The sequence below is a fragment of the Opitutia bacterium genome (assembly GCA_016217545.1).
GTDB lineage: Bacteria > Verrucomicrobiota > Verrucomicrobiia > Opitutales > Opitutaceae > Didemnitutus.
Map to the genome: position 1 here is coordinate 142,700 of JACRHT010000003.1, position 23,203 is coordinate 165,902.

Here is a 23,203-nt window from a genome sequence, read left to right on the forward strand (position 1 = left end):
TGGTGGACGCTACTGGACTCGAACCAGTGACCCCGTGCGTGTGAAGCACGTGCTCTAACCAACTGAGCTAAGCGTCCGAAAAAACCGGACGGGCACGGTTGCGGACCGTTTTTCGGAAATCAAACTTTCTTTTCCGCTTCGACCGACACGGAGGCTTCATCCGCGACACGCAACGCCTTGAACAATTCCTCCTCCCCGAACGGCTTCGGCAAAAAGACCGCAACGCCCAGATCGGCCAGGGAAAGCGCCTCGCCGCCGTCTCCCTTTTCGTCGGCGTAGCCGGAGGAGCACACGATCTTCAGATTCGGCGCCAGCGCCCGCAGCTCCTGGATCAAGGCCGCACCACGCATGCGCGGCATCACCAGGTCGACGATCGCGAATTGGTAGGCGGCCGGCAGCAGTCGGAAGATCTGCAACGCCTCGACCCCGTCCGCCGCGGTCACGACTTGGAAACCGCGCCGGCGGAGGAGTTGGTCGAGGACGGTGCGGATCGGCTCTTCGTCATCGACCACGAGCACGCGGCGGCCCGCGCCGGACGGAACGACCGGCACCGAAGGCTCAGCCACCGCGGCGGCATCGACAGTCACCGCGGGCAACAACACGCGGAACGTCGTGCCGCGACCCAGCGCGGTATCGACCTCGACCGTGCCTTCGTGGCTGCGCACGAGTCCGTAAACCGTCGACAACCCGAGACCGGTGCCCTTGCCGCGCGGCTTCGTGGTGAAGAACGGCTCGAACATGTGCTCGAGCACTTCGTCGGGAATCCCGGTGCCGGTGTCGGTCACCGCCAGCTCCACGTAGGCGCCGGGCGCGATGCGGGAGAGCGCAGCCGCGCGGGTCGCGTCCACTTGCGTCAACCGCGCGCTGAACACTAGGCGTCCTCCCCGCGGCATCGCGTCACGCGCATTCACCGCCAGATTGAGCAGCACTTGGTGCAACTGCGTGATGTCGCCCCGGATCGCCGGCAGATCGCGGCCGGCGTCGACCGACACCTCGATGATGCGCGGGAAGGTCTCCTGCGCGAGCTGCGCGACTTCCTTCAGCAGATACCGCGGCTGCACGACCGTGCGCTCGCCCTCGACGCCCCGCGCGAAGGTCAGCACCTGCTTCACGATGTTGGCGCCGCGCTGCGCGGCCTGCGCGACGAGATTGAGGCGCGCGACCGTGGCCGGAGGCAGTTGCCGCTCGGCGCGCAGCAGCTCGATGGAAAGCACGATCGGGGTCAGCACGTTGTTCAGGTCGTGCGCGATGCCGCTCGCGAGCATGCCGACGCTCTCCAGCCGCTGTGACCGCGCCAGCTGCTGTTCGAGGCGGCGCTCGTTCGTGATGTCGTCCTTCACCGCGACGAAGTTGGTGATCGCGCCCGCGCTGTTGCGCACCGGCGCGATGGTCATGCGCTCGAAGTAGACGGTGCCGTCCTTGCGTCGGTTCTGCACGTCGCCCGACCACACTTCGCCGCGCAGGATCGTCTCCCACATCCGGCGATAGAAGACGTCGTCGTGCTGACCGGAGCGGAGCATGCGGGGATTCTGCCCTTGGGCTTCCGCGAGCGAATAGCCGGTCAGATTCGTGAACGCCGGGTTGACCCACTCGATCGCACCCGCGGCGTTGGTCACCACGATGCCGGCGGGCGTCGCCTGCAGCGCGGCGTGCAGGAGCTGGAGTTCCCGGTGTGCCCGCTGGCGCTCCGTGATGTCACGCGCCACGACGACAACGGAGCGACGTCCGTTGTGGGTCAGGCCGTTGAGCGTGATCTCGGTTTCGACATGCGATCCGTCCGGCCGCTGCAACCGCCATTCGAACGCCGGCACGCGCTCGCGCCACATTCGCTCAAGGATGGCGTTCGCCTTGGGCAGCGACTCCGCGCCGTCCGGCTGGTGGGTCGGGAAGAATTCCGCCAGGCGCCGGCCGAGCAGATTCTCCCGCTTCGTCTGCAACAGCTCAACCGCGCGCGAGTTGGCGCTGGCGACGGCGAACTGCTCGTCCGTGGTGAAGATCGCGTCGTTCGCACTGTGGAAAATGGCGCGGAACCGCTCCTCGCTTTCCTCGATCGCCTGCGCGACGCGCTGCCGGGCCGTCACGTCGTGCGCCACCACGACGCGCGCCGGCCGGCCTTCCCAGACGATCGCATGCGCCAGGATGTCGACCCAGATGATCTCGCCGTTCGCGCGCAAGTGCCGCCACGGCCCCGAGGCCTGCACCTTGCGACGAGGTTTCCCGAGATGATCCAGCAGCAGTGGCACATCTTGCGGTGGCCGCAGCGCGGCGATGTTCATCCCGACAAACTGCTCGCGCGGATAGCCGTAGTGGGCGACCGCGCAATCGTTCACCGCGAGGATGTGCATCGTCTCCGCGTCGAAGATCCACATCGGATTCGGGCTCTGCTCGAACAACGCCTGGTAACGCACCGCCTGCTCGGCCAATTGCTGCCTCAGCTCTGAACGTGCCGTGATGTCGTGGTGCGTGCCGATCATCCGCAACGGCCGCCCTTCCGCGTCGCGCTCCACCACCACGCCGCGATCGAGCACCCACGCGTAGGAGCCGTCCTTGCGGCGGAGGCGGTGCTCCGAGTGGTAGGCCGCAGTCTCCCCGGCAAGATGTCGCTCGAGCTCCGCGCGCACCGCCGGCAGATCGTCCGGGTGGACTCGCGCTTCCCATTCGGAAACGTGCGAGCGAAATTCTCCCGGCGCGTAGCCGAGCATCCGCTCCAACGCCGGCGAGAAATACACTTCGGACGTCTGGACGCTCCAGTCCCACAGTCCGTCTCCCACCCCGTCGAGCGCCTGCCGCCACCGCGCCTCCTGCCGGATGTATTGTGCTTCCGCCGCGGCGAGTCGCGCGGTGAGACGCTTCAGCAGCAGAAAAAGCAAAGCTGTCGTCACGCCCACGAACGCGATGCCCTTCGCCGTATCCCATCCAAAATGCAATCCCCGCGCGCCCGTCCGCGCGTCGAGCCACAAATCCGAGAACACGATCCAGCCCGTCGCCAGCAGGCCATAAGCTGCAGCGTAACGCCAGGGCACGATCGAGGACAGCCAGTTCACCAAGTGAAGACTCTACGACATCGCCGCGCCACCCGCCTGCGCAGCAATTGCGCGACCGCGAGCGGCGATTGCGCGTCCGCGGGAAGAAATCCCGCGCCAAGAAACGCGCAGCAATTCTCTTACACCTCCACCGCCACCGCGCCGATAAACAGGTCGACGACACCCCCCGAGCCGTCGGAGTCCCAAGTCATGTCCGTTACGTTCACGATCTCGCGGCGGGTGAGCGCAGGCTTCACCCTCCTCCTCGTCATCACGCTTCTGCTCGGAGCGTTCTCTGCCTGGTGGATGAATTCCGCCTCCAGCAACGCTCAATTCCTGAGCCGGGCCATCGCCCCCGAAGCGGACGTTTCCGCCCGGCTCGCCCAAGCCTCCGCCCAAACGCAGCTCACCGTCCGCACCTACGGTCTCACCGGTGACGTCGCGCAACTCGAACTCGCGAAGAAAAATCTCGCCGAGGTCGACCAAGCGCTCGCCGCGTGTCGCAAACTCTCGCAGGCCGAGCCGACGCTCAAGACACTCGCCGACGGGATCGCGAAGGCCGACGCCGTCCTCGCCGCCTACCGCGAGGGATTCGAGCTGACCCGCGCCAATCTCTCCGAGCTCGCCCGCATCCGCGGCGAACTCGACACCAGCGCCCGCGAATTCGTCGCGAAGCTCGAAGCCTACATCGAGAACCAGGACAAGATCCTCGCCGAGGAAATCGCCAGCGGCCTCGCCGCGGAAAAGCTCAACGAGCGGCGCCAGAAAATCGCCACCGCCAACGACATTGTCGACCTCGGCAATTCCGTCCGCATCGCGAACTTCAAATCGCAGGCGCTCCGCGATCCCGCGTTTATCGAGCAGGCCCTGCCCGCTTTCGAGCGCATCGACCAGCAAACGGCCAGCCTGCTCAAAGTCACCCGCCAGGAAGTGAACATCGCCCAGCTGCGCAGCGTCGAAGCCTCCGCCCGCGACTACCGCGCCGGCGTCGAGCACATCGTCGCCAACTTCAAGGAAGCGAAGGCGATCATGGAGCGCCGCTCGAAAGCCGCCGCCGAACTCGACGACGTCATCGGCAGCGTCCTCGATGGCTCGATCCAGCGCACCAGCGAGGAAGCGAACCTTGCCTCCACCACTCTCGGGCACACCACGACGCTGGTCCTCGTCGGCGTCCTCATCGCACTCCTCGTCGGACCCGTCACCGCGTGGCTGATCGTCCGCGCGCTGAACCGCACCCTGCGCGACACCTCCATCGGCCTGACCCAAGGCGCCGTGCAGATCGCCTCCGCGTCGAGCCAGGTCTCGTCCACCAGCCAGAGCCTCGCCCAAGGCGCCAGCGAGCAAGCCGCCTCCCTCGAGGAAATCAGCTCCTCGCTCGAGGAACTCTCCAGCACCACCAAGCACAACGCCGCCAACGCCAGCGCCGCCAAGACCGCCGCCGACGGCGCCCGCGCCACCGCCGAACACGGCGCCGAGGAAATGGCGAAGATGGAGCAAGCCATGGCCGGCATCCGCCAGTCCTCCGCCGACATTTCGAAAATCATCAAGACCATCGACGAGATCGCGTTTCAGACCAACATCCTCGCGCTGAACGCCGCCGTCGAAGCCGCCCGCGCCGGCGAGGCCGGCGCCGGTTTCGCCGTCGTCGCCGACGAAGTCCGCACGCTCGCCCAGCGTTGCGCCGTCGCCGCCAAGGAGACCAACGAGAAGATCACCGACGCCACCCAGCGCAGCGAGCAGGGCGCCGTCCTCTCCTCCAGCGTCACGCAAAGCCTCCAGGAAATCGTCGGAAAGTCGCGCGAAGTCGACCGCCTCGTCGCCGAAGTCGCCACCGCCTCCCGCGAACAAAGCGCCGGCCTCGAACAGGTGAACACCGCCGTCACGCAAATGGACAAGGTCACCCAATCCAACGCCGCCAGCGCCGAGGAAGCCGCCAGCGCCGCCGAAGAACTCAACGCGCAATCGCACGAGCTCCGCCACGCCGCCGAAGGCCTCGCCGCACTCGTCGGACTCACAACCCACGACGACGAACCCGTTCGCCCGGCCACCATGGCGACGCGGCCCGCCGCCAAGTCGACCGCCACCGCGAAAGCCACGGCGCGGAAGTCCAAGACGCCCGAGCCGGAGCCCGCCGACCTTCATTTTCGCTGATCAGGGGTGTTCAGCGACTGCGCCGCCGGTGCCCGCACGGGACCGGCGGCAAATATTTTCTCACTTCCCGTCGGAGAGCCGGGCCGCGAAAAAACCCGACACCACCGTCCAGGCCTCCGCGCTTTCGGGCAGCGCCGGATTCGCGAAGAAACAGTGACCCAGCCCGTCCCACACGTGCAGCCGGGCATCGACACCGACGCGCGTCAGCCGCCGGTGCGTATCCGCCGCCGCGCTCAACTCCGGCGCGCGCGTCGCCGTGAGCAACAGCGTCGGCGGAAAACGGCGCAGCGCCTCGTCCGACGCGATGGGCGAAAGCAACGGATCGTCGAACTTCGCGCCACCGTAGTAGAAACCTTCGTCGAGCGACGGCGGCGTGCTCAACTCGCGCAACGGCTTCTGCCACGACCAGCTGTCGCCGCCCCACTGCGCGTCCGCCGACGCGCCCATGATGGCGATGCCACCGGGCACCGGCAGCTCGTGTCGCTGAAACCACACCAGCGCCTGCGCCGCGAGCAAGCCGCCCGCCGAACAACCGTAGAGGCCGATCTCCGCCGCCCGATGATCGCGCAAAAGCGCGCGATAGGCACGCGCCACATCCTCGCTGGCCGCGGGAAATTTCGCCTCGGGCGCCTGCCGGTAGTCCATCGTGAACACATCGAAACCCGTCGCCGCCGCGACCGGGATCGATTCCGCCAAACCCATGCCCGCCGCACTGCCCACGAGGAATCCACCCGACGGCAGGTTCAACAGAACGGCGCGGCTCGCCTTGCCGTCGGCGCGTTGCTTCACCGCCGGACGCACCCAAAACCCGTGGACGCCGTCGAGTTCCGCTTCAACGAACGTGACCCCACTGCGCGCCGCGAGCGCCTCGGCGGCGCGCAGTCCGTCGCGTGCGATGGCGGCGCGCAAGGGCGTGATTTCGCCGTTTCGGATCTGCTGCTCGACGCTGGTAGTCTCCGGCCCGAGTCCGTCGCGCAATGTCCGTCGCGCCTCCGCGCTGAGATAGGGCGAGGGCGGCAACGTGTAGGATGGCACGCGGATGTTCTGCCCGTTGTCCTCTGCGCCGGCTCCGGCGCTCGCGTCCGCCGCGCACGCGAGCGCGAACCAGAATCCCAAACGACAGAACGGCGACGGAAAAGCGAAAGGACGGAAGGCCATCGGAAAGGGGGATGTGAACGCGGCATGCTGATCGCATTCGCGGAGCCGGCAAGCGCGGCCTTCCGCGCGATCCTCACTTCCGCGTCTTCACCGGCCGCGTCCGCGCCGGGAACAGCGTGCCGCAAATCTCGCACACCGTGCCGTCGCAGCCGTGCGCCGTGCAGTGATCGCGGCCGTAGTAGATGATCCGCAGGTGCAGCGGATTCCACTCCTCGCGCGGAAACAGCTTTTTCAAATCGCGCTCCGTTTGCTCGACGTTCGCGCCGCTCGTGAGTTTCCAACGCTGCGCGAGCCGATGGATGTGCGTGTCGACCGGGAACGCCGGCACGCCGAACGCCTGGCTCATCACCACCGACGCCGTCTTGTGTCCCACGCCGGGCAATTCCTCCAGCTCCTCGAAGGTCCGCGGCACTTCGCCGCCGTGTCGCTCGATCAACAATCGCGACAGCCCGCTGATCGCCTTCGCCTTCCGCGGCGAGAGCCCGCACGGCCGGATGATCTCCTGAATTTTCGCCACCGGCACGTGCTGCATCGCCGCCGGATTGTCGGCGACGCGCCACAAGTGCGGCGTCACCTCGTTGACGCGCTTGTCGGTGCACTGCGCCGAAAGCAGCACGGCGACGAGCAGCGTGTAGGCGTCGCGATGCTCGAGCGGGATCGGCGGCGCGGGATAGAGCTCCGCCAAACGCCCCGCGACGTAATCGGCGCGCGCCTGCTTCGAGGAAAAATCCCGTCCGCTCGCGCGGCCCGCGTGCCCGCCGCTCATTTCGCCTCCGCCGGCGGCGTGAACTTGAACGGCAGCTCCGCCTTGCTCTCCACCGCGACGCCGGCCTTCACCGGCGGCAGGAAGCGCCACAGCCGCACCGCCGCGAGCGCGGACTCGCCGAATTCCGGCGCCGTCGCCGAAGCGACCTCCGCGCTGAGCACCAGGCCCGTGCGCGTCACGCGGAAGCGCACGACGGCCTCGCCCTGGATCTTGCTCTTGAAGAAAGCCCGGGGGTATTCCGGCGCCGGCCCGATGAACGGCCGCAGCGGCGCGTCGGTCACGCCTTCGAGTCGGCGGCTCACCATCCGATCGAGCACCTGATCGCGGAACAACGGCGGCTGCTCCGAGTGCAACAGCTCGCCGCCCTCGGAAAACAAGTGCAGCTGGAAGTGCCCCTCGCCCAGCTTGAAGCTCACCGGCACGTAAACCTGCACGGGGCGCGGGACGCGCGGCTCGAGTTGGCCGACCTCGTAGTAGAAGATGTATTTCCCCGCCTCGAGCTGCAGCTCGAGCACGAAGAACACGTCCTTGAGCTGGAACGGCGACTCGAACGTCGCGTGGAATTCGAACTGGTTGTTGATGTCGCCGCTGCCGCCATTGCTGTGGAGCGTCAGGTAGGTGCTCCGCGCCTGCACGTTGCGGACCGAGACGAAGAACGGGAGGAACTCCTTCGCGTCGAGCAGCCCCGCCTTCGCGCCGCGCGAAGCCTTGATCCGCTTGCCCTCAACCTCGATCTGCGGAATGCCGTCGCGCACCGCGCGCACGACCGCGATCTTGCCCTTGTGCTCCACGCACAGCAATTGCTGCGCTGGAGCGGTGATGCCGGTCAGCGCCGCCAGCGCGACGATGAACGTCCTGATGTTCTTCTTCACGCATACCGGTGTAGCGCGGCGCTTTTTGCCGGGCAAGCTGCAGAACAAGCGGCACGGCACACGTCCACTCCGATCCCGCGGCGACGCGCGATCCGGCGGCGACGGGCGGCACGCTTCGCTCCGCGCGCCCAGCGCGATTCAAGCGTGCCCGGACATCGGCGCCGCCCGGCGGCGCCACGCGACCCAACCGAGCATCGCGAGCCCAGCCAACGCGGCGGCGGCGGCGGGCTCGGGCACGGCGGACACGGCGCTGAGCTGACCAGCCGTCAGCGCCAGCGTGGCGGTGCCGAGGAACTCGCCGCCTCCGAGGCGCCATGACGTGACGTTCGCGAAATCGAAACCGCCGCTCGGAGTGAGGGCGGCCTGCACGGTGGCGAGGTTCGCACTGTCGAAGCTCGAGACGAGGAACGTGCCCGTGGCGCTCTCGCCGTGGCTGTCGAGGAGCGTGATCGAGAAGCTCGAGGCGGTGTTGGTGCCGGCATCGATCTGCGCGGTGAAGGCGAGCGCATCGTAGCCCGCGAGATTCCACGCGCCGGTGAACTCGGCGCCCATGGTGTCGTCGGTGCTGCCGACGAACGAATATACTCCGACCCCCGGCGTGCCGCTCCAATCGCCCAGGAACGTGGGCTGGGCGGCGGAAAAATCGTCGAGCGACACTTGGGCGAGTGCCGGGGCAACGAGGCCGAGGAAAGCGAGGATCGCGAAAAGAGCGCGGTTGTTCATGGATCAGTAAGGAAGCGGAAGGACGAATTCGGTGGTGCCGGCGGCAGCGCCGGGGCGTTGGATGAGGATCAGCGAGCCGGCGGGAACGGGGACGGAGTTGCTGACCGCGCCTCCGGAGAGCGCGATCCAGTTGCTGCCGTTGTAGACGTAGCCGGCCCAGGCGGTGCCGTTGTGGAGGTAGACAGCGTCGGCGGTGGTGGTGGTGCCGGAGCGCCAGCCACCAAGCCGGGTCTGGAACGCGAGGGCACCGAGCGTGGTGTCGGTCGGGAAGCCATGCGTGAGCGTGGTGGCGCCGGCGTTGGCCACGGGCTGGCGGTAGGCGGTGCCGAGGACGCGACCGGTGGCGGTCACGGTCTTCGCGGCGCCGCGGCGCAGGAGTGCAAAGCCGGAGCCGGGACGCAGCGTGGTGTCGTCGGCGTTCGCGGTGGCGGTGGAACGGCGCCAGCAACCGAGACCCGTATCGTAGAAATACGTGAGCGCGGTGCCGCCGGTGCGAATCTGGACGTTGTCGGCGTTCGCGGCGGTGGTGCCGCCCTGGAGCGTCGCGGCGCCGAAGAGCGTGCCGAGGGTGTCGAGCGCGACGAGTTCGAAGGTGTCGCCGACAGCCACGCCGAGCGCGTTGAGGTCGGCGTTCTTGAGCGTGAGCGTCGTGGCGGTGTTGCCGGCGATGTCGACGAGTTTGCCGGCGGCGTTGCCGCTGGTGAAACGCACGGCCCACGGCGCGGCGGGGGCGGCGAGCACGCCGGGGCTCCAGCCGCCGGAGGAGTGCGAGAGGGTCGTGGCGGTGAACGCGGCGATCTTGCCGCCCTTGATGCCACTGATCGGGCCGGACGCGTCGTCGAGCGGAATGCCGAAGGCGAGCGTGCCGCCGTTCGTAAGCGCGAAGTTCATGTAGCCGACGGGGACGGTCGCGGTGCCGCCAACGAGCAGACGGAAGAACTCCCGCGTCTGCGTGGCGGGCACCGACGCGACACGCGTCTCGGTGCTGGCGTTCGAGGATTCGATCGTCGTGGAGATGGTCGTCCACGTCGCCAGGTCGGTGGATTTCTGGACGATGGAGACGAGGTCGGTCGTCGCGACGGGGCGAGTGTAGCGGAAGACGAAGTTGCCGCCCTCGGACGTGCCGGTGGGAAGGACGGCGGAGCCGGCGACGGTCGGATCGGTTCCCAGGGCATATTCGAGGAGATTGGCGATGCCGTCGCCGTCCGGATCGGCGGCATCGGCGGCGGTGCCGGTGCTCGCGGTCACGCCGAAGTAGGTGTTGCGCCAGTTTTGCTGGACCGTGAGCACGGAGACGGCGGCGGCGGTGCTGGTGGCGGAGCCGCCAGAGTTGGTGACGACAACGTCGTAATCGCCGGCGTCGGCGAGCGTGACGCTGGAGAGAGTCAGCGACGCGGTGGCGGCGGTGGCATTGCCGGAGATGGGCTGGCCGCCCTTGCGCCACTGGTAAGTCAAGGCGTTGCCGGTGGCGGTGACAGTTAACGTGGCGCTCGCACCAACGGTGACATTGCGCGAGTTCGGCGAAAGCGTGATCGTGGGCGCGAGATCGGGCGTGCTGAAGCTGAAGTCGTCGATCGCGAGCGCGTGGTCGTTGCCGGAGTCGTTCGCGTCGGTCCAGCGGAGGACGAGCGTCTGGCCGGCGCCCCACGTGAGTCCGGTCACGGTGGCGCTGATCGCGGTGCGGTTGGCGTTGGCATTGCCGTCGAGCGCCGCGGCGGTGCTGCCGACGGTGGGCGAGGTGAACTTGAGCGCGGACGCGACGGTGAAGGTGCCGGCGTTGATGCTGGTGGCACCGACGCCGTATTCGAACGCCAGGTCCTGCGCGGCGGTGTTGCCGCCGTTGCGCCATTGTTCGCCGATGTAGCTGAGCGTGAATTGCGAGATCGCGCGGCCGGTGGTGTTCACCAGCACCAAGCCGAAGCGGGAGATGGTGCTGTTGCTCGAGATGGTGCCGAGCGCGCGATCGGAGACGGGATTGGCGCCGGCGACGCCGAAGGAATAAGCGCTGCCGGTGGTGCTGGTGCCGGTGCTGATGTTGAACAACGCATTCGCGCCGGTGCCGCCGAATTTCGCGAGGTGCCAGCCGCCGAGATCCATGGCGTTGAACGGCGCGCTGTCGAAGGCGTGCGGCCCCGCGCCGGTGAGCGTAAACGTGCCGCTGCCGGGCAGGGTGTCGAAATTCTGGGTATAGGAACCGCCGGCGTAGGCGACCTGGCCGGGGAGAATGGTCTTCAGCGTGAGCGCCGCGGCCGCGCTGGTGGGCAGGCCGATGCCGTTGCTGACCGTGACGGTGTAGCTGCCGAGGTCGGCATTGCTGACGTTGCCGACGCTCAGCGTGGCGGTGGCCGCGCCGGAGATGTTGCCACCGTCGGTGAGCGTGACGCCGTCCTTGCTCCACTGGTAGGTGAACGGCGTGGTGCCGCGCGCGGCGACGGTGAGCGTGGCGGTGCCGCCGGCGATCACGCTGGTGGCGGCAGGCGGCGTGACGATCGTCGGCGCCGCGGCGTTGACCTGCAGGGCGACGGCGACGCTCGTGGCGGAGTTCACGGAGTTGGTGACGACGACGTCGTAGAGGGCCGCGTCGGCGGACTGGACGTTCGTGAGCGTGAGCGTGGCGGAGGTGGCGCCGGAAACGTTGCCGCCATTGGAGAGCGGTTGCGTGTTTTTCCGCCACTGGTGGCCGAGCGTCGCCGAGCCGCTGGCGACGACGTTGAAGATCGCGGTGGTGCCCGCGGAGACCGTCTGTGCCGTCGGCGCAGTCGTGATCGATGGCGGGATGCCGGTGATGTCGAGCACCGCGGCGCTGCTGGTCGTCGAGCCGACGTTGTTGGTCACCGTCACGGTGTAGCTGCCGGTGTCGGTGGTCTGGACGGGATTGAACGTCAGCGAAGTGCCGGTGGCGCCGGGGATTTCCACGTCGTCCTTGGACCACTGGTAACTGAGCGGGGCATCGCCGGTGGCGGTGACGGAGAAGGTCACCGCGCCGCCGAGCGCGACGGTTTGCGAAGCCGGATGCGTCGCGATAACGGGCATGCCGCTGACGGTCTGGCCGTCGACTTTGGTGCGAAGGACGTTGGCCGTCGCCGAGGGTAGCGCGGTGAGGAACGTGAAGCCGGTGTCGGCCTCGATCTGCGCGATAGAGGTGACGTAGTTCGTCCAAGGATCGCTGCGGACGCCGGCGATGTTGGGAATTCTGATCGCGATCACACGCGTCGAGGAAGTGACGCGATCAATGGCCATTCCCGAACCCGTGGGCACGACGAGGACGATCTTCCAGACGTAACCGGGAATCCCCACCCCGCTGGCGATGGTGGAGCCGGTGAAGCCGCTGCCGCCACAGGTGATCAACAGTTCGTTACCCTGCGAGGCGAGCGTGCGGCAGTAGGTTTCAAAATTGGCCCACACGCCCTGATTGTTGTCCGGTGTCTGCGGGACCATGTTGGTCATGTAGAAAACGATCTTGTTGTTAGCCGCATCGATCGTGCGGTCCGCCGAGGGACACATGTGGCCGCGATCATAGCCGGAGCCGGAATAGTCGCCGGTGCCAACGACCGTGAAGCTGGCGGGCAGGTCGGGATCGACGGCGAAATTCGAACGCCCGCTTCCACCCACATCCTCGGTCGTGAGATCCCAGCTGACCCAGTTCGGCACGCGGCGAGTGTCGTTGTAATCCATCGCGTATTGATCGCGCTGGATCAGGTAATGGACGTGATCGCTCGTGGTGCCGGTCGCGTTGCTCGGGTTGCCGAGCTGCATTTGGTAGGCGACACCAATCTTCGCCTGCCCGGCGAGGGCGGAGAACCAAAGCGACGCGACCAGCGCCAGTGCGATCTGGGCGGCGGAACGGAGAGAGCGGAGGATCAACATGAGAGGAAAAGGAACTCGGAGGATTGCTTGCAGGACCAGTTTGGTGCCACGGCACGCTCAGCGGCGGGCAAAACGGCGGCGGACAATTGCGCCGACCAGCGCCAATCCGCCGAAAATCGCGGCATAGGTGGACGGCTCTGGGACGGCGGAGAGACTCGAGTAACCAAGATAGTTGTCGGTGCCGGCGACCGCGGCGTCGACGGTGGCGTTCGACACTTGCGTCCAGACCGACGAGTAGCTGGCGACGCTGGTGCCGGCGGTCAGATTGTAGCCCGCCGCGAGGGAGGTGCGAACGAAGGCGCGGTCGGCCCCCTCGTTGCCCGCGTTCGTGAAGCTCAGGGCATCGACGATTCGCGAGGTCGAGTAGCTCGCCTGATCGTTCCAGAGCACCAAGCTGTCGTTGCCGTTGAAGGCGGCGACGCCGGTCGTCGTGACATTGGCCGAGGAGGAGGCCCGCGGCAGCACCGCGCTGGAGTGGGCGATGAGAAACGAGCTTCCGGACGCGAGCGTGCCGATCAGCGCGAGGTTGGACGACGAGGTGGAACCGGACTTCCAGTTCTCGGCCGCCGCGTTCGAGTAGAGAGAAACAGTGTAGGCACTGAGATCGACGCTGGCGGCACCGACATTGGTGATTTCGAGCCACTTGTTGTTGCTCGCCCCCTCGTAGTATTGCGTGAAGACCAGCTGCGCGTGCAAGGTGCTGGCGAGCAGCGTGAGCAATCCGCCGAACTTGACGGCGAGATAAGAAAGACGGTTGAGATACATGGGAGACGAAGGCTGCGAGGCGCGCACCGCGTCGATCAATCCGCCCAGGTTACGAAGGCGTTGAGATCACGTGACGAATCTGAGCGCCGCAAACGCCCGTCGAGCAGCGCCGCTTTCGCCCCACGTATGGTCCTTAATGCCCGCGCGCCGCTCCAAATCTCTGTTGCGGGCCGCTCGGACCGGGTCCTAGGTTCGCGCATGGCATTGTCCCGCGAATCCCTCGCCCCGCTCGACACCTTTGAACGCCGCCACACCGGCTCTCCCACCGCCGAAGTCGCCGAAATGCTGCGCACGGTCGGCTACGAGTCGGTCGACGCCCTCGCCGACGCCGCCGTCCCGGCCAAGATCCGCCTGAAGCGCCCGCTGCGCCTGCCCGCCGCCACGGGCGAGCGCGAGGCCCTCGCCGAGCTCCGCGCGATCGCCGCGAAGAACAAGGTCTACCGCTCGTTCATCGGCCTCGGCTACTACGACACCGCCACGCCCGGCGTCATCCAGCGCAACATCCTCGAAAACCCCGCCTGGTATACCGCCTACACGCCGTATCAGGCCGAGATTTCCCAAGGCCGCCTCGAGGCGCTGCTGAATTACCAGACGCTCGTCACCGACCTCACCGGCCTCGAAATCGCCAACGCCTCCATGCTCGACGAAGGCACCGCCGCCGCCGAAGCCATGATGCTCGCCCACCGCGTGAAGCTCGGCGAAGCCGCCGGCGCCTCGACGTTCTTCGTCTCCGAACGCTGCCACCCGCAGACGATCGACATCGTCCGCACCCGCGCCAAGCCGCTCAACGTCACCGTCGTCGTCGGCAATCACGCGACCTTCGACTTCGCGGCGGGCAACGTCTTCGGCGTCCTCGTCCAATACCCGGACACCACCGGCAGCATCGTCGACTTCACCGCGTTCTTCGAGAAAGCCCACGCCGCCGGCGCGCTCTGCGTCGTCGCGACCGACCTCCTCGCGCTCACGTTGTTGAAAGCCCCCGGCCAATTCGGCGCCGACGTCGCCGTCGGCTCCGCGCAGCGCTTCGGCGTGCCGATGGGCTTCGGCGGACCGCACGCCGGCTTCCTCGCCACCAAGGACGCCTACAAGCGCCAGATGCCCGGCCGCCTCGTCGGCGTCTCCAAGGACGCCCAAGGCAACCCCGGCCTGCGCCTCGCCCTCGGCACGCGCGAGCAGCACATCCGCCGCGACAAGGCCACGTCCAACATCTGCACCGCGCAAGTCCTCCTCGCCGTCATGGCGTCGATGTATGCCGTCTATCACGGCCCAGAGGGCCTGAAGAAAATCGCCCAGCGCACGCGTTGCCTCACGCGACTCCTCGCCGACGCCCTCAAGACCACGCACGCCATCATCAACAGCGATCCGGTCTTCGACACGCTGACCGTCTCCGGCGTCAACGCCGCCGCGCTCCACGCCGCCGCCGACTCCGAGAAAATCAACCTCCGCCGCGTCGACGACACCACCGTCGGCATCTCCCTCGACGAGACCACCACCCTCGCGGAAGTCGAAACGCTCGCCGGCCTCTTCGGCGCCACGCTCAACCTCGAGGTCGAGCCCATCGGCTACGCGCCCACGCTCGCCCGCACCACGCCGTTCCTCACCGCCAAGGTGTTCAACAGCTACCACACCGAGCACGAGATGCTGCGCTACATCAAGCGCCTCGAGCTGAAGGACCTCTCGCTCGTCCACTCGATGATCTCGCTCGGCTCGTGCACGATGAAGCTCAACGCCACCGCCGAGATGTTCCCGGTCACGTGGCCCGAGTTCGGCCGCCTGCATCCGTTCGCGCCCGCCGAGCAATCGAAGGGCTACGCGAAGATGTTCAAGGATCTCGATAAATGGCTCAGCGAAATCACCGGCTTCGCCCAGGTCTCGCTCCAGCCCAACGCCGGCTCGCAGGGCGAATACGCCGGCCTCCTCGTCATCCGCGCCTACCACGAGTCGCGCGGCGAAGGTCACCGTAACATCTGCCTCATCCCGACGAGCGCGCACGGCACCAATCCCGCCAGCGCCGCCATGTGCGGCATGACGGTCGTCCCCGTCGCTTGCGACGCGTCCGGCAACATCGACGTCGCCGACCTGAAGGCGAAGGTCGAGCAACACGCCGCGAATCTCTCCGCCCTCATGGTCACCTACCCGTCGACCCACGGCGTGTTCGAGACTGCGATCCGCGACATCTGCAAGATCGTCCACGCCGCCGGCGGCCAGGTCTACATGGACGGCGCGAACATGAACGCCCAAGTCGGCCTCACCTCGCCCGGCTTCATCGGCGCCGACGTCTGCCACCTGAATCTCCACAAGACGTTCTGCATCCCGCACGGCGGCGGCGGCCCCGGCATGGGCCCGATCGGCGTCGCGAAACACCTCGTGCCGTTCCTCCCCGGCCACGTCTTTTCAGGCTCTCAGCTCTCAGCTCTCAGCTCTCAGCTCGGCGGCGCGGTCAGCGCGGCGCCGTTTGGCTCCGCCAGCATCCTCGTCATTTCGTGGATGTATATCCGCATGATGGGCGCCGACGGCCTGACGCGCGCCACGAAGTTCGCCATCCTCAACGCCAACTACATCGCCAAGCGCCTCGAGAACCATTTCCCCGTCCTCTACAAGGGCGGCAACGGCCTCGTCGCCCACGAGTGCATCCGCGAATTCCGCCCGTGGAAAAAGCACGGCCTCGAAGTCGAGGATGTCGCGAAGCGTCTGATGGATTACGGCTATCACGCGCCCACGATGTCGTTCCCCGTGCCCGGCACGCTCATGATCGAGCCCACCGAGAGCGAGACGAAGACCGAGCTCGACCGTTTCTGCGACGTGTTGATCTCGATCCACGGCGAAATGGCCGCGGTCGCCAGCGGCGAGAGCGACAAGCTCAACAACCCGCTCAAGCACGCCCCGCACACCGCGGCGGTCGTGACCGCGACCGAGTGGCCGCATCCGTATTCGCGCGAAGTCGCCGCGTTCCCCGACAAGTGGACGCGCGCCTCGAAGTTCTGGCCCGCCGTCGGCCGCATCGACAACGTCTACGGCGACCGCAACCTCGTGTGCTCGTGCGTGGGCATGGAAGCTTACGCACAACAACCCGCACAGGCCTAACCGGTAGGGGCGGTTGCCCTCAACCGCCCTCGCTCGCCCGCTCACGGTAGCCCGCGACCTCCGGGCGCGGGTCTCGCACCTTGTGAGGTAGGGCGGGACCGCTGGACCCGCCGCAAACTGCCGTTGTCATTCAAGGCCCCGCCAAACAGCGGGGCTTTTTCACTCCATCAAGGCACGATCAATTCTCTGTAGCACCGCGTGCCGGTTCTCCATCCATTCGACGCTGTCCACGTGAACGATTCTCCAGCCACGCCGCCGTAACAAAGCCGCGCGTTGGGTCCGCCGAAATGCGCCATCTTCGTAGCTTCCGTCGTCACACAGGATGGCGAGCTGGTAGGCGCGTCCATTCTTCCCCTCCACGGCGACATCAACACGGAAGCCGGAGGATCCGAGTTTCACAATGGCCCTGCGCGAATTGGAGAGGAGCGCCTCCGCAATCTGGCCAGATAGAGGCACAAAATTCGGCAACGGTTCGACGGCCTGCACTCGCGCCGCCTCAGATGCGGAGCGCACGAGATCGAGCACCCGGTGCGCGAGCGTCCGCGAGTTCGCAGACAGATGATAGACATATTCCAAGTATGCCTTGAACAGCCTCGGACCATCGTTCTTCGCTCGTGCCACGCTCAACATCGATGGTTCGAACGAAGCCACAACCAGCGCCTCGGCCCGAGCGCGCGAGACGGCCACGTTCAAGCGGCGCTCGCCGCCACGCTGTCCCACGGGGCCGAATCGGGCCGGAACATATCGTTCTACCCCACGAGTGCGATGCCTGCGCTCCACAGGAGCATGACCGACGGAGAAGATGATGATGTCGCGCTCGTCGCCCTGGACGTTTTCGATGTTCTTCACAAACGGACGATCGTCCAGCAATTCGCGGGTCTCCGCTTCTGAGAAGACTCGCGCGAACTCCGGGTCATTGGCTCGGCGTCGGTCAATCGCATCGAGCACCGTCCTCCGTTGCGACAGGTTGAAAGTCACCACACCGACCGTTGGAGCGGGTTTCCGTCTGAGCGCATCATGCAAGAGATCGACCACCCGCTCCGCCTCCTTTTCGTTTCTGCCTTCCGCATAGACGGCGTCGGCTACGGCCACCCAGCGCAACGCAGGCTCAACCAAAGGCGTGGCCTGCGACGGGCAGGTCAGCAACGCGCCGCCATACATCGCATGATTGGAAAACGCGATCAGCTCCTCCTCACGACAGCGATAGTGCCAATCGAGACTGCGCTTGGGCGCGCGCTGCCGCGCCAAAGTCAGAAGCGACTCCGCATCCAGAAAATCAGCCGCCTCGCCTTGGCTTGCCTGGGTCTCCGCTTCCTCCTCGTCGGGTGCCGCCTTGAAAAAGGACGTCGGGGGCATCTGTCGATCATCGCCTGCAATCACCACCCGGCGCGCCCGCATCAATGCGGGAAAGCCGCTGGCCACGGTGCATTGCGACGCCTCGTCAAATATCACCAGATCGAAGATCGGGCGGCGGGGAAAAAGCACGGTAAGCGTCTCCGGCGAAAGCAACCACACGGGAAGCGCATCAAATAATCCAGCATCGGCGTAAGTGCGGACAAAGGTCCTGAGTGGCATCAATGCCCGTTGTTTCGCCGCTTCACGCTGCAACTTCTCCTTTGCCGCCTGCTCAAGCGTGCGGCGGGCGTGCTTCTCTGGCGGAGGCAACCGGATCAGGGGCGTCTCGTTTGCCCGTGCGACGGCGAGTTGCCGACGTCCGATGGCGTCCGCATCGAGAACATCGGCCAACTGGCGCGTGCCGGAGTCATCGCACTCCGCCCCGCGCAAGCGCGGAGGCAGACCCTCGTGTGCCGCCACCCGCGCTGTTGCCCAAGCCTTGGTCACAATGTCCCCCCAACGGACCTCCGGTCCGGCCTCGCTGCAGAGGGCGAGGACAAGAGACCCCTGTGAGTCGATTGCCTCGGCCGTGGTGAGCACGCGATCCATGTCAGCCGCTCGGTCTGCTTCTTCAGAGAACTTGGCAAGCAACTGCTGTAGTTGCTCCATTCCGGTCGCTGCATCGATGCCATGAAAGACACCCGAAGCCTCTCTGGCGGCAACCTCGTGCGCCTGCTGCGCCTCGGCTGCGGCCAACCGCGCGGAGAGTAGCGAGCACCACCTTTCGAAGTCGCTATGCGCCCAAGCGTTCAAGGATTCGAGCACCGGCCTAACATTCCGTAGTGCCAGAACCGGTTCCGCCACGTCGGCGGCCCGATCAAGAATGCGCGCAATCTCTCGCGCATCCCCCGAAAGACAATCGCGCAACCCGTCTCGCGCCGCTGCGTCATCTAATCGCTTCCACAAGCGTGCGAGTCGCATGCGACGATGTAAATCGCGCGCAAGCGGAACATCCAGCGGACGCCCGACGGCATCCGGCCAAACCAGAGGCAAGCGGTTACGCACCGCACCCCGCGCGTTCCACCATGCCGGTGAAAAGATGCGCAGGAACGAATCCCCCTTCGCAAGCAGGACCACCAACGCGGGCTCCAAATCGGGATCAACCTGCATCCGCACCGGGAGTGGCTCCGACTGCCACACTCCCGCTTCCGCCTGCCATTCGAGCCGCAAGCCCGCAAGCGAGCGAGCGCTGTCATCCGAGGATGCGCCCAAAAGCTGGGCCACCAAGGGTTCGATTTTGGTGAGCCGCCCTAATGAGGCCAGCGCCGTGCGCATGATCGGCGCGGACTGAAGGCACGCGGATGGAGAGGCAGGTTGCTCTGTCGCTGCTCGTTCAACCCGCTCCTTCGTCTGCACGACACGGGACAGCAGAGTTCGCATTTCCGCCCGCTCCTCCCGTGTGGTGCCAGCCAGTGAGCGGCGGACCGGACGCCCTTCGGTCGGTCGCCACGGGCTGCCGGGCAATAACAATGCCGACCACGGGCGCACGGAGTCCGCGACTCGCGCCAATTGCAGCGCCGATTTCGCTGTCAAATGTCCTAGCCGGGGCATCGCGGTCGGCACCATGACCTGAAAACCCGCGGCGTATGCCGCCAACGCGCCGAGTGTGGGCTCACCATGATTTGCCTGTCGCAGATGCGCGATGCGCTGGCGGAGATCACGCGCGATGCTTTCTCGATCACCGGATGCCACAGACGCCTGGGGCGCTCCGGCTTCCGCCGCATCTTTCGTCAATCGGGCGCTAATACGGCGATACAGTGTCTTCCGATCTTCGAAGACATCATGCACCACTCCGGTCAATTCTCCCAGTCCAGCATGGGTCAGTCGGTTGGCTACGACGTCGAGTGCCGCGCGTTTTTCCGAGACCACGGCGACGCGCTCACCCCGCGCGACCGCATCAGCGACCAGATTGACGATCACCTGGCTTTTGCCAGTGCCCGGCGGACCATCGACTACGAGTGCCGGCACTTCGCGTGCCATGCGCACGACGGCCACTTGCGACGGATCAGACGGGATGACCGGCACCACGGGCAAGTGCAGTTCGCGCGCTGCGCGCTCGCTCACCCGTAATGAGTCCCTCAGCGCCGCCGGCAGCAATTCCCGCGCGCAACCGAGCAGCTCGCCCAGATCAGCACCTGGCTTGGCGATATCAGCCAGCAATTGCTCGTAATCCTCCAGCAACTCCGAATTTGACTGCGGAAAAAGACCCACCACTGCACAAGCCTCCAACTCAAGGCGCCGTCCTTTCCACTCGTAAACCGCATCCGCCAGAGGATCGAGCTTGTGCAGGTCAGGCGTGACCTCGAAGACATCGATACCTGCTCCACGTAGGTGCTCCACCAACGCGGCCACCCCTTTGGTGCTGTCGCCCGCAAGCGCAGCCAGTTTTGCGGCCGTCTCCTCACCAAATGGCAGCCCAGCCTTGTGGTAAACGGCGCGCAGGACCGCCTGATTGGCAATCGGTGGTTCGTCCGCTAACGGCACGAGGGCAATTCCTCCCTCGCCGGCGCGCTCCAATTCAACCTGCTGTAGCAGCAACGGCGCGCGCACCACGTAACCGTCCACCGCGCCGCAAATGAACCCGGTCCCGAGAAAAAGATCGCGAGCCCCGGTTTCTTCCAGTCGAGCGAGGTGCTCACGGCGCAACTCGACCACCTGCCTCATCAAGGTCTCCGCTTCCCGAGACGCCCCCACTTGTTCGCCTTCCACCAACACCGCACGTTTGCCGCCACCCAGCATCGCCAACACCCGTTCAGCCTGCCCAACCGAAATCCGGTTGAGTTCGGCTAAATCAAATGATCGGCCGGAGCGGATTTCGCGCAAGCGCACGGACGGACTGTGTCCATCTCCACTGATCAACTCGTCCCGCAGGCGTTGAATCGCCCTTTCCAGTGCGCCCGGCGTTGGGCGCACTGCTGCGTCGCTCGCGGAAACCACGGCTACAGGCAGGAGCGAAACGCTGTCTTCCAGACCGGCCGAGGCCAGATCGATGGAGGCCTTGAGACCATAGCGGGACACGGCGGCGGCAATGCGGTGCAGCAATTCAGGCTCGCGAGAACCTGCACCGAGCAATCGGAGCAAACGACGCACGGTCACCTGGCCACCACCTCTGCGCACAGTCGCCACGAGGAATGAGTCCAGTGCCTGCAATGCGTCCTGCGCGCTAACCGGCAGCGGTTTCGACGCCACGTTTTCGCGACGCTCCACCGTCAGACGGCGCAACGCACCACGCATCAGCGACTCAAACAATTCCTCGCACCCCAGTATCCTGCCGATCTCGGTGATGCGCTGGAACTCGGCCGCCTCAGCCACGCCATCTGCGACTAGCACGTTCATCAGAAGGTTGAACAACGGACGCTGAAATCCCGGCCCGAATGCCGCCGCGACCGGCGCGAGTTCCTGCAAGCGCTGCGCCGCGAACGCAGGTTCGAGAAAGCGTCGCCACTCCGGCACCAACGCCGCGAAAGTCTTCTCGATCGCCTCCGCCTCTTCGTCCCCCAGCACACCGTCAGCCGAACCGACCAAAGCCGCAGCGGCCAAGGCCGCCTCGTGCAGTTCAGGAGGAGGCACATCCAGATAATGGTAGGATCCGTCGATTCCAGGCCGGCGGAGAACCCGCTCGATCAAAGCCTCCACCTCCGCGATTGGACGCGTGCCCGGACCGGCCCCGGTCATTTCGCGAAACAGGTCGCTTTCGCTGAAAAGCCACGCGGCCCATGCACGCACGCCATGCTCCGGGTGCGTCACGCCCATCGCCGTGTCGGCCTCATCGAGGCATGCCTCGACAAGTTCACGACACTGGTCGAGATAGCCTTCCGTATCGCGACCGAGTGCCTCGGCCGGCAATCCCGTCGTGGCCACCATCTCCAACCTCAAGAGCGCATGCAAATCGCGCGTGGCTAGCAAGGCGAAGCGATCGGCGGTCAACTCGCGCGCCATGCACAGACAAGAAGCTGCCATAGACAATTCGGGAGCGACCGAATCCGACAGTGCGAGTGTTGTAGCTTGAGCCCCTACCTCCGCACGCAACGAGTCCGGGCCGTGGGCCATGTAGTGCCCGAATTCGTGTCCAATCACCGCGCGCAACGCCCCCTCATCCAACAACGATAGCAGTCGTCCCTGAATTTCCATCAGGATGGGGTCGCGCAATAGATGCATGGCTGCGTTCTCACGGCCCGCTGACTGGTAAATCTCGACGGGAGCGCATAGCCCGAACTCTGCACGGACAGCTTCCGCTGTCCGCACCGCTACAGGTGCCATCGCATCCGTCAGTCGCACTGCCCGGCCGAGCAATTGACGACGTATCTGATCAGGAGCGAGTGCAACTCTCTCTTCCGGAGCCAACACCGCAAGGTCAACAGCGAGACGATCAAGCAGCGCAGCTTCAAGCGGCAGCCGCACACGGGAGAAATCGTGTGGATTCATAGCGGAGGAGTTTTGCGGCCCGTGAAGCTCGCAGCGAAGCGCCGCCATGCGCGCGTGGCAAGCGTGGGCTACACGCTCGGCCCAGCATCATTCGTCGCCTTCGTGTAACGTCCTTCATCAGCTTCGCCGTGCCCTCGTCGTGGTTTGGTGAAGCCGATCGGGATCGTTGCGCTCTTTGTGCTTCTTGTGGCCCACTCCGACTGCGAAATTCAGATTGAAATTGCGTGCGACGCCTCCCGCAGCAATTCGCGCTCCAATCCAGGCGTCGCGTTACTCCGCTCCACGCCAGCTGGAAGCTGGCGCTACTTTGCCCTACTCCTCCCCCTCCATTTCCGGCGCTTTGATCGGCGCGAGCAACCGATCGAGCTCGGCCTGCGTCGGATTGCGAATCGAAAGCACGGTGAGCATCGACGGACCAGCCGGGAGCTGCACTTGCGTCGGCGTGCCGGGCTTCAGTCCGAGCAACACCGCGGCAAGCGGCGAGCTGTGCGGGAGGCACTCGATGTTAGTCTCCTCGTCCGTCTTCGTCTCGCCGTAGGTGGCGACGAGGAACTTGAAGCTGTCCTTCCGCTTCGCGCCGACGTCCTGCTTCTCGATCTTGATCACGTGGCCGAGTTGCACGAAGTCCGTCGGCTTGGTCAGCCACGCCGCCGGATCGACTTCGATGAACGTGTTGCGGCGATAAAACCGGTCGAGGTCGTCCATCTTGCGATCGACGGCGCGGATCGCGTCCTTCGCGGCCTTGAAACCGAAATTTTCGCGCAGGTCGCCCTGGCTGTGCGCCTCGACCTTGTCCTCGACGAGCGCAGCGCGTTTCACCTTCAGCGCCTCGAACTCCTCCGTCAGCACGCGGAGGAAACCGCTGCGCACGTAGATCGTCATCGGCGGCGGCGGGGCGAGGCGGAAGATGTTTTTGCGGCGCGGCGGGGCCATCAGCCGCCGAGTGAGCGAGCCGCGGAACGAAAGGCAAGTCG

The 23,203-nt window shown here is 66.1% G+C and carries 11 protein-coding genes and 1 tRNA gene; 2 read left to right on the forward strand and 10 right to left on the reverse strand.

Going from position 1 to position 23,203, the window contains the following annotated elements; all coding sequences use genetic code 11:
• Positions 1-77 (reverse strand) — tRNA-Val (locus HZA32_03250).
• Between the two features lie 42 nt (positions 78-119).
• Entirely contained in the window at positions 120-3,044 is a 2,925-nt protein-coding gene (locus HZA32_03255) for a PAS domain S-box protein (protein ID MBI5423075.1), read from the reverse strand.
• A gap of 189 nt (positions 3,045-3,233) precedes the next feature.
• On the opposite strand from HZA32_03255, the gene HZA32_03260 reads away from it, so the two are divergent.
• Positions 3,234-5,174 (forward strand): methyl-accepting chemotaxis protein, encoded by a 1,941-nt coding sequence (locus HZA32_03260; GenBank protein ID MBI5423076.1) that lies wholly within the window; start codon positions 3,234-3,236, stop codon positions 5,172-5,174.
• Between the two features lie 60 nt (positions 5,175-5,234).
• Here HZA32_03260 and HZA32_03265 read toward each other — a convergent pair whose 3' ends face one another.
• The 6 genes from HZA32_03265 to HZA32_03290 all read right to left on the reverse strand — a co-directional run bounded on the left by HZA32_03265 (position 5,235) and on the right by HZA32_03290 (position 13,325).
• Positions 5,235-6,332, reverse strand: a complete 1,098-nt coding sequence (locus HZA32_03265; GenBank protein ID MBI5423077.1) for an alpha/beta hydrolase fold domain-containing protein — start codon at positions 6,330-6,332, stop codon at positions 5,235-5,237.
• 73 nt (positions 6,333-6,405) lie between these two features.
• Positions 6,406-7,098 (reverse strand): endonuclease III, encoded by a 693-nt coding sequence (gene nth / locus HZA32_03270; protein MBI5423078.1) that lies wholly within the window; start codon positions 7,096-7,098, stop codon positions 6,406-6,408.
• Positions 7,095-7,970: an energy transducer TonB gene (locus HZA32_03275; protein MBI5423079.1), complete on the reverse strand. Its 876-nt coding sequence runs from the start codon at positions 7,968-7,970 to the stop codon at positions 7,095-7,097. Before HZA32_03275 ends, nth begins: the two co-directional genes overlap by 4 nt.
• A gap of 138 nt (positions 7,971-8,108) precedes the next feature.
• Positions 8,109-8,693 carry a PEP-CTERM sorting domain-containing protein gene (locus tag HZA32_03280; protein ID MBI5423080.1) on the reverse strand — a complete coding sequence of 195 codons (585 nt, stop codon included), beginning with the start codon at positions 8,691-8,693 and terminating at the stop codon, positions 8,109-8,111.
• Between the two features lie 3 nt (positions 8,694-8,696).
• The gene (locus HZA32_03285) at positions 8,697-12,560 is read right to left on the reverse strand and encodes an immunoglobulin domain-containing protein (protein ID MBI5423081.1); all 3,864 of its coding nucleotides are present in this window, start codon (positions 12,558-12,560) and stop codon (positions 8,697-8,699) included.
• A 57-nt stretch (positions 12,561-12,617) separates the two neighbouring features.
• Positions 12,618-13,325: a lamin tail domain-containing protein gene (locus HZA32_03290; GenBank protein MBI5423082.1), complete on the reverse strand. Its 708-nt coding sequence runs from the start codon at positions 13,323-13,325 to the stop codon at positions 12,618-12,620.
• Positions 13,326-13,523: 198 nt separating this feature from the next.
• On the opposite strand from HZA32_03290, the gene gcvP reads away from it, so the two are divergent.
• Entirely contained in the window at positions 13,524-16,409 is a 2,886-nt protein-coding gene (gene gcvP, locus HZA32_03295; GenBank protein MBI5423083.1) for an aminomethyl-transferring glycine dehydrogenase, read from the forward strand.
• 159 nt (positions 16,410-16,568) lie between these two features.
• Here gcvP and HZA32_03300 read toward each other — a convergent pair whose 3' ends face one another.
• Together HZA32_03300 and HZA32_03305 are read right to left on the reverse strand one after the other, a co-directional pair.
• The gene (locus HZA32_03300; protein MBI5423084.1) at positions 16,569-22,229 is read right to left on the reverse strand and encodes a DUF4011 domain-containing protein; all 5,661 of its coding nucleotides are present in this window, start codon (positions 22,227-22,229) and stop codon (positions 16,569-16,571) included.
• Positions 22,230-22,541: 312 nt separating this feature from the next.
• Positions 22,542-23,162, reverse strand: coding sequence for a hypothetical protein (locus tag HZA32_03305; protein MBI5423085.1), 621 nt, complete (start codon positions 23,160-23,162; stop codon positions 22,542-22,544).
• Between the last annotated feature and the right edge of the window lie 41 nt (positions 23,163-23,203).

What these genes read in the sequence shown, in the direction of transcription:
- HZA32_03280 (MBI5423080.1), bottom strand. Translation starts at nt 8,693, where the DNA reads ATGAACAACCGCGCTCTTTTCGCGATCCTCGCTTTCCTCGGCCTCGTT.
- HZA32_03260 (MBI5423076.1), top strand. Translation starts at nt 3,234, where the DNA reads ATGTCCGTTACGTTCACGATCTCGCGGCGGGTGAGCGCAGGCTTCACC.
- HZA32_03290 (MBI5423082.1), bottom strand. Translation starts at nt 13,325, where the DNA reads ATGTATCTCAACCGTCTTTCTTATCTCGCCGTCAAGTTCGGCGGATTG.
- nth (MBI5423078.1), bottom strand. Translation starts at nt 7,098, where the DNA reads ATGAGCGGCGGGCACGCGGGCCGCGCGAGCGGACGGGATTTTTCCTCG.
- gcvP (MBI5423083.1), top strand. Translation starts at nt 13,524, where the DNA reads ATGGCATTGTCCCGCGAATCCCTCGCCCCGCTCGACACCTTTGAACGC.
- HZA32_03285 (MBI5423081.1), bottom strand. Translation starts at nt 12,560, where the DNA reads ATGTTGATCCTCCGCTCTCTCCGTTCCGCCGCCCAGATCGCACTGGCG.
- HZA32_03265 (MBI5423077.1), bottom strand. Translation starts at nt 6,332, where the DNA reads ATGGCCTTCCGTCCTTTCGCTTTTCCGTCGCCGTTCTGTCGTTTGGGA.
- HZA32_03305 (MBI5423085.1), bottom strand. Translation starts at nt 23,162, where the DNA reads ATGGCCCCGCCGCGCCGCAAAAACATCTTCCGCCTCGCCCCGCCGCCG.
- HZA32_03300 (MBI5423084.1), bottom strand. Translation starts at nt 22,229, where the DNA reads ATGAATCCACACGATTTCTCCCGTGTGCGGCTGCCGCTTGAAGCTGCG.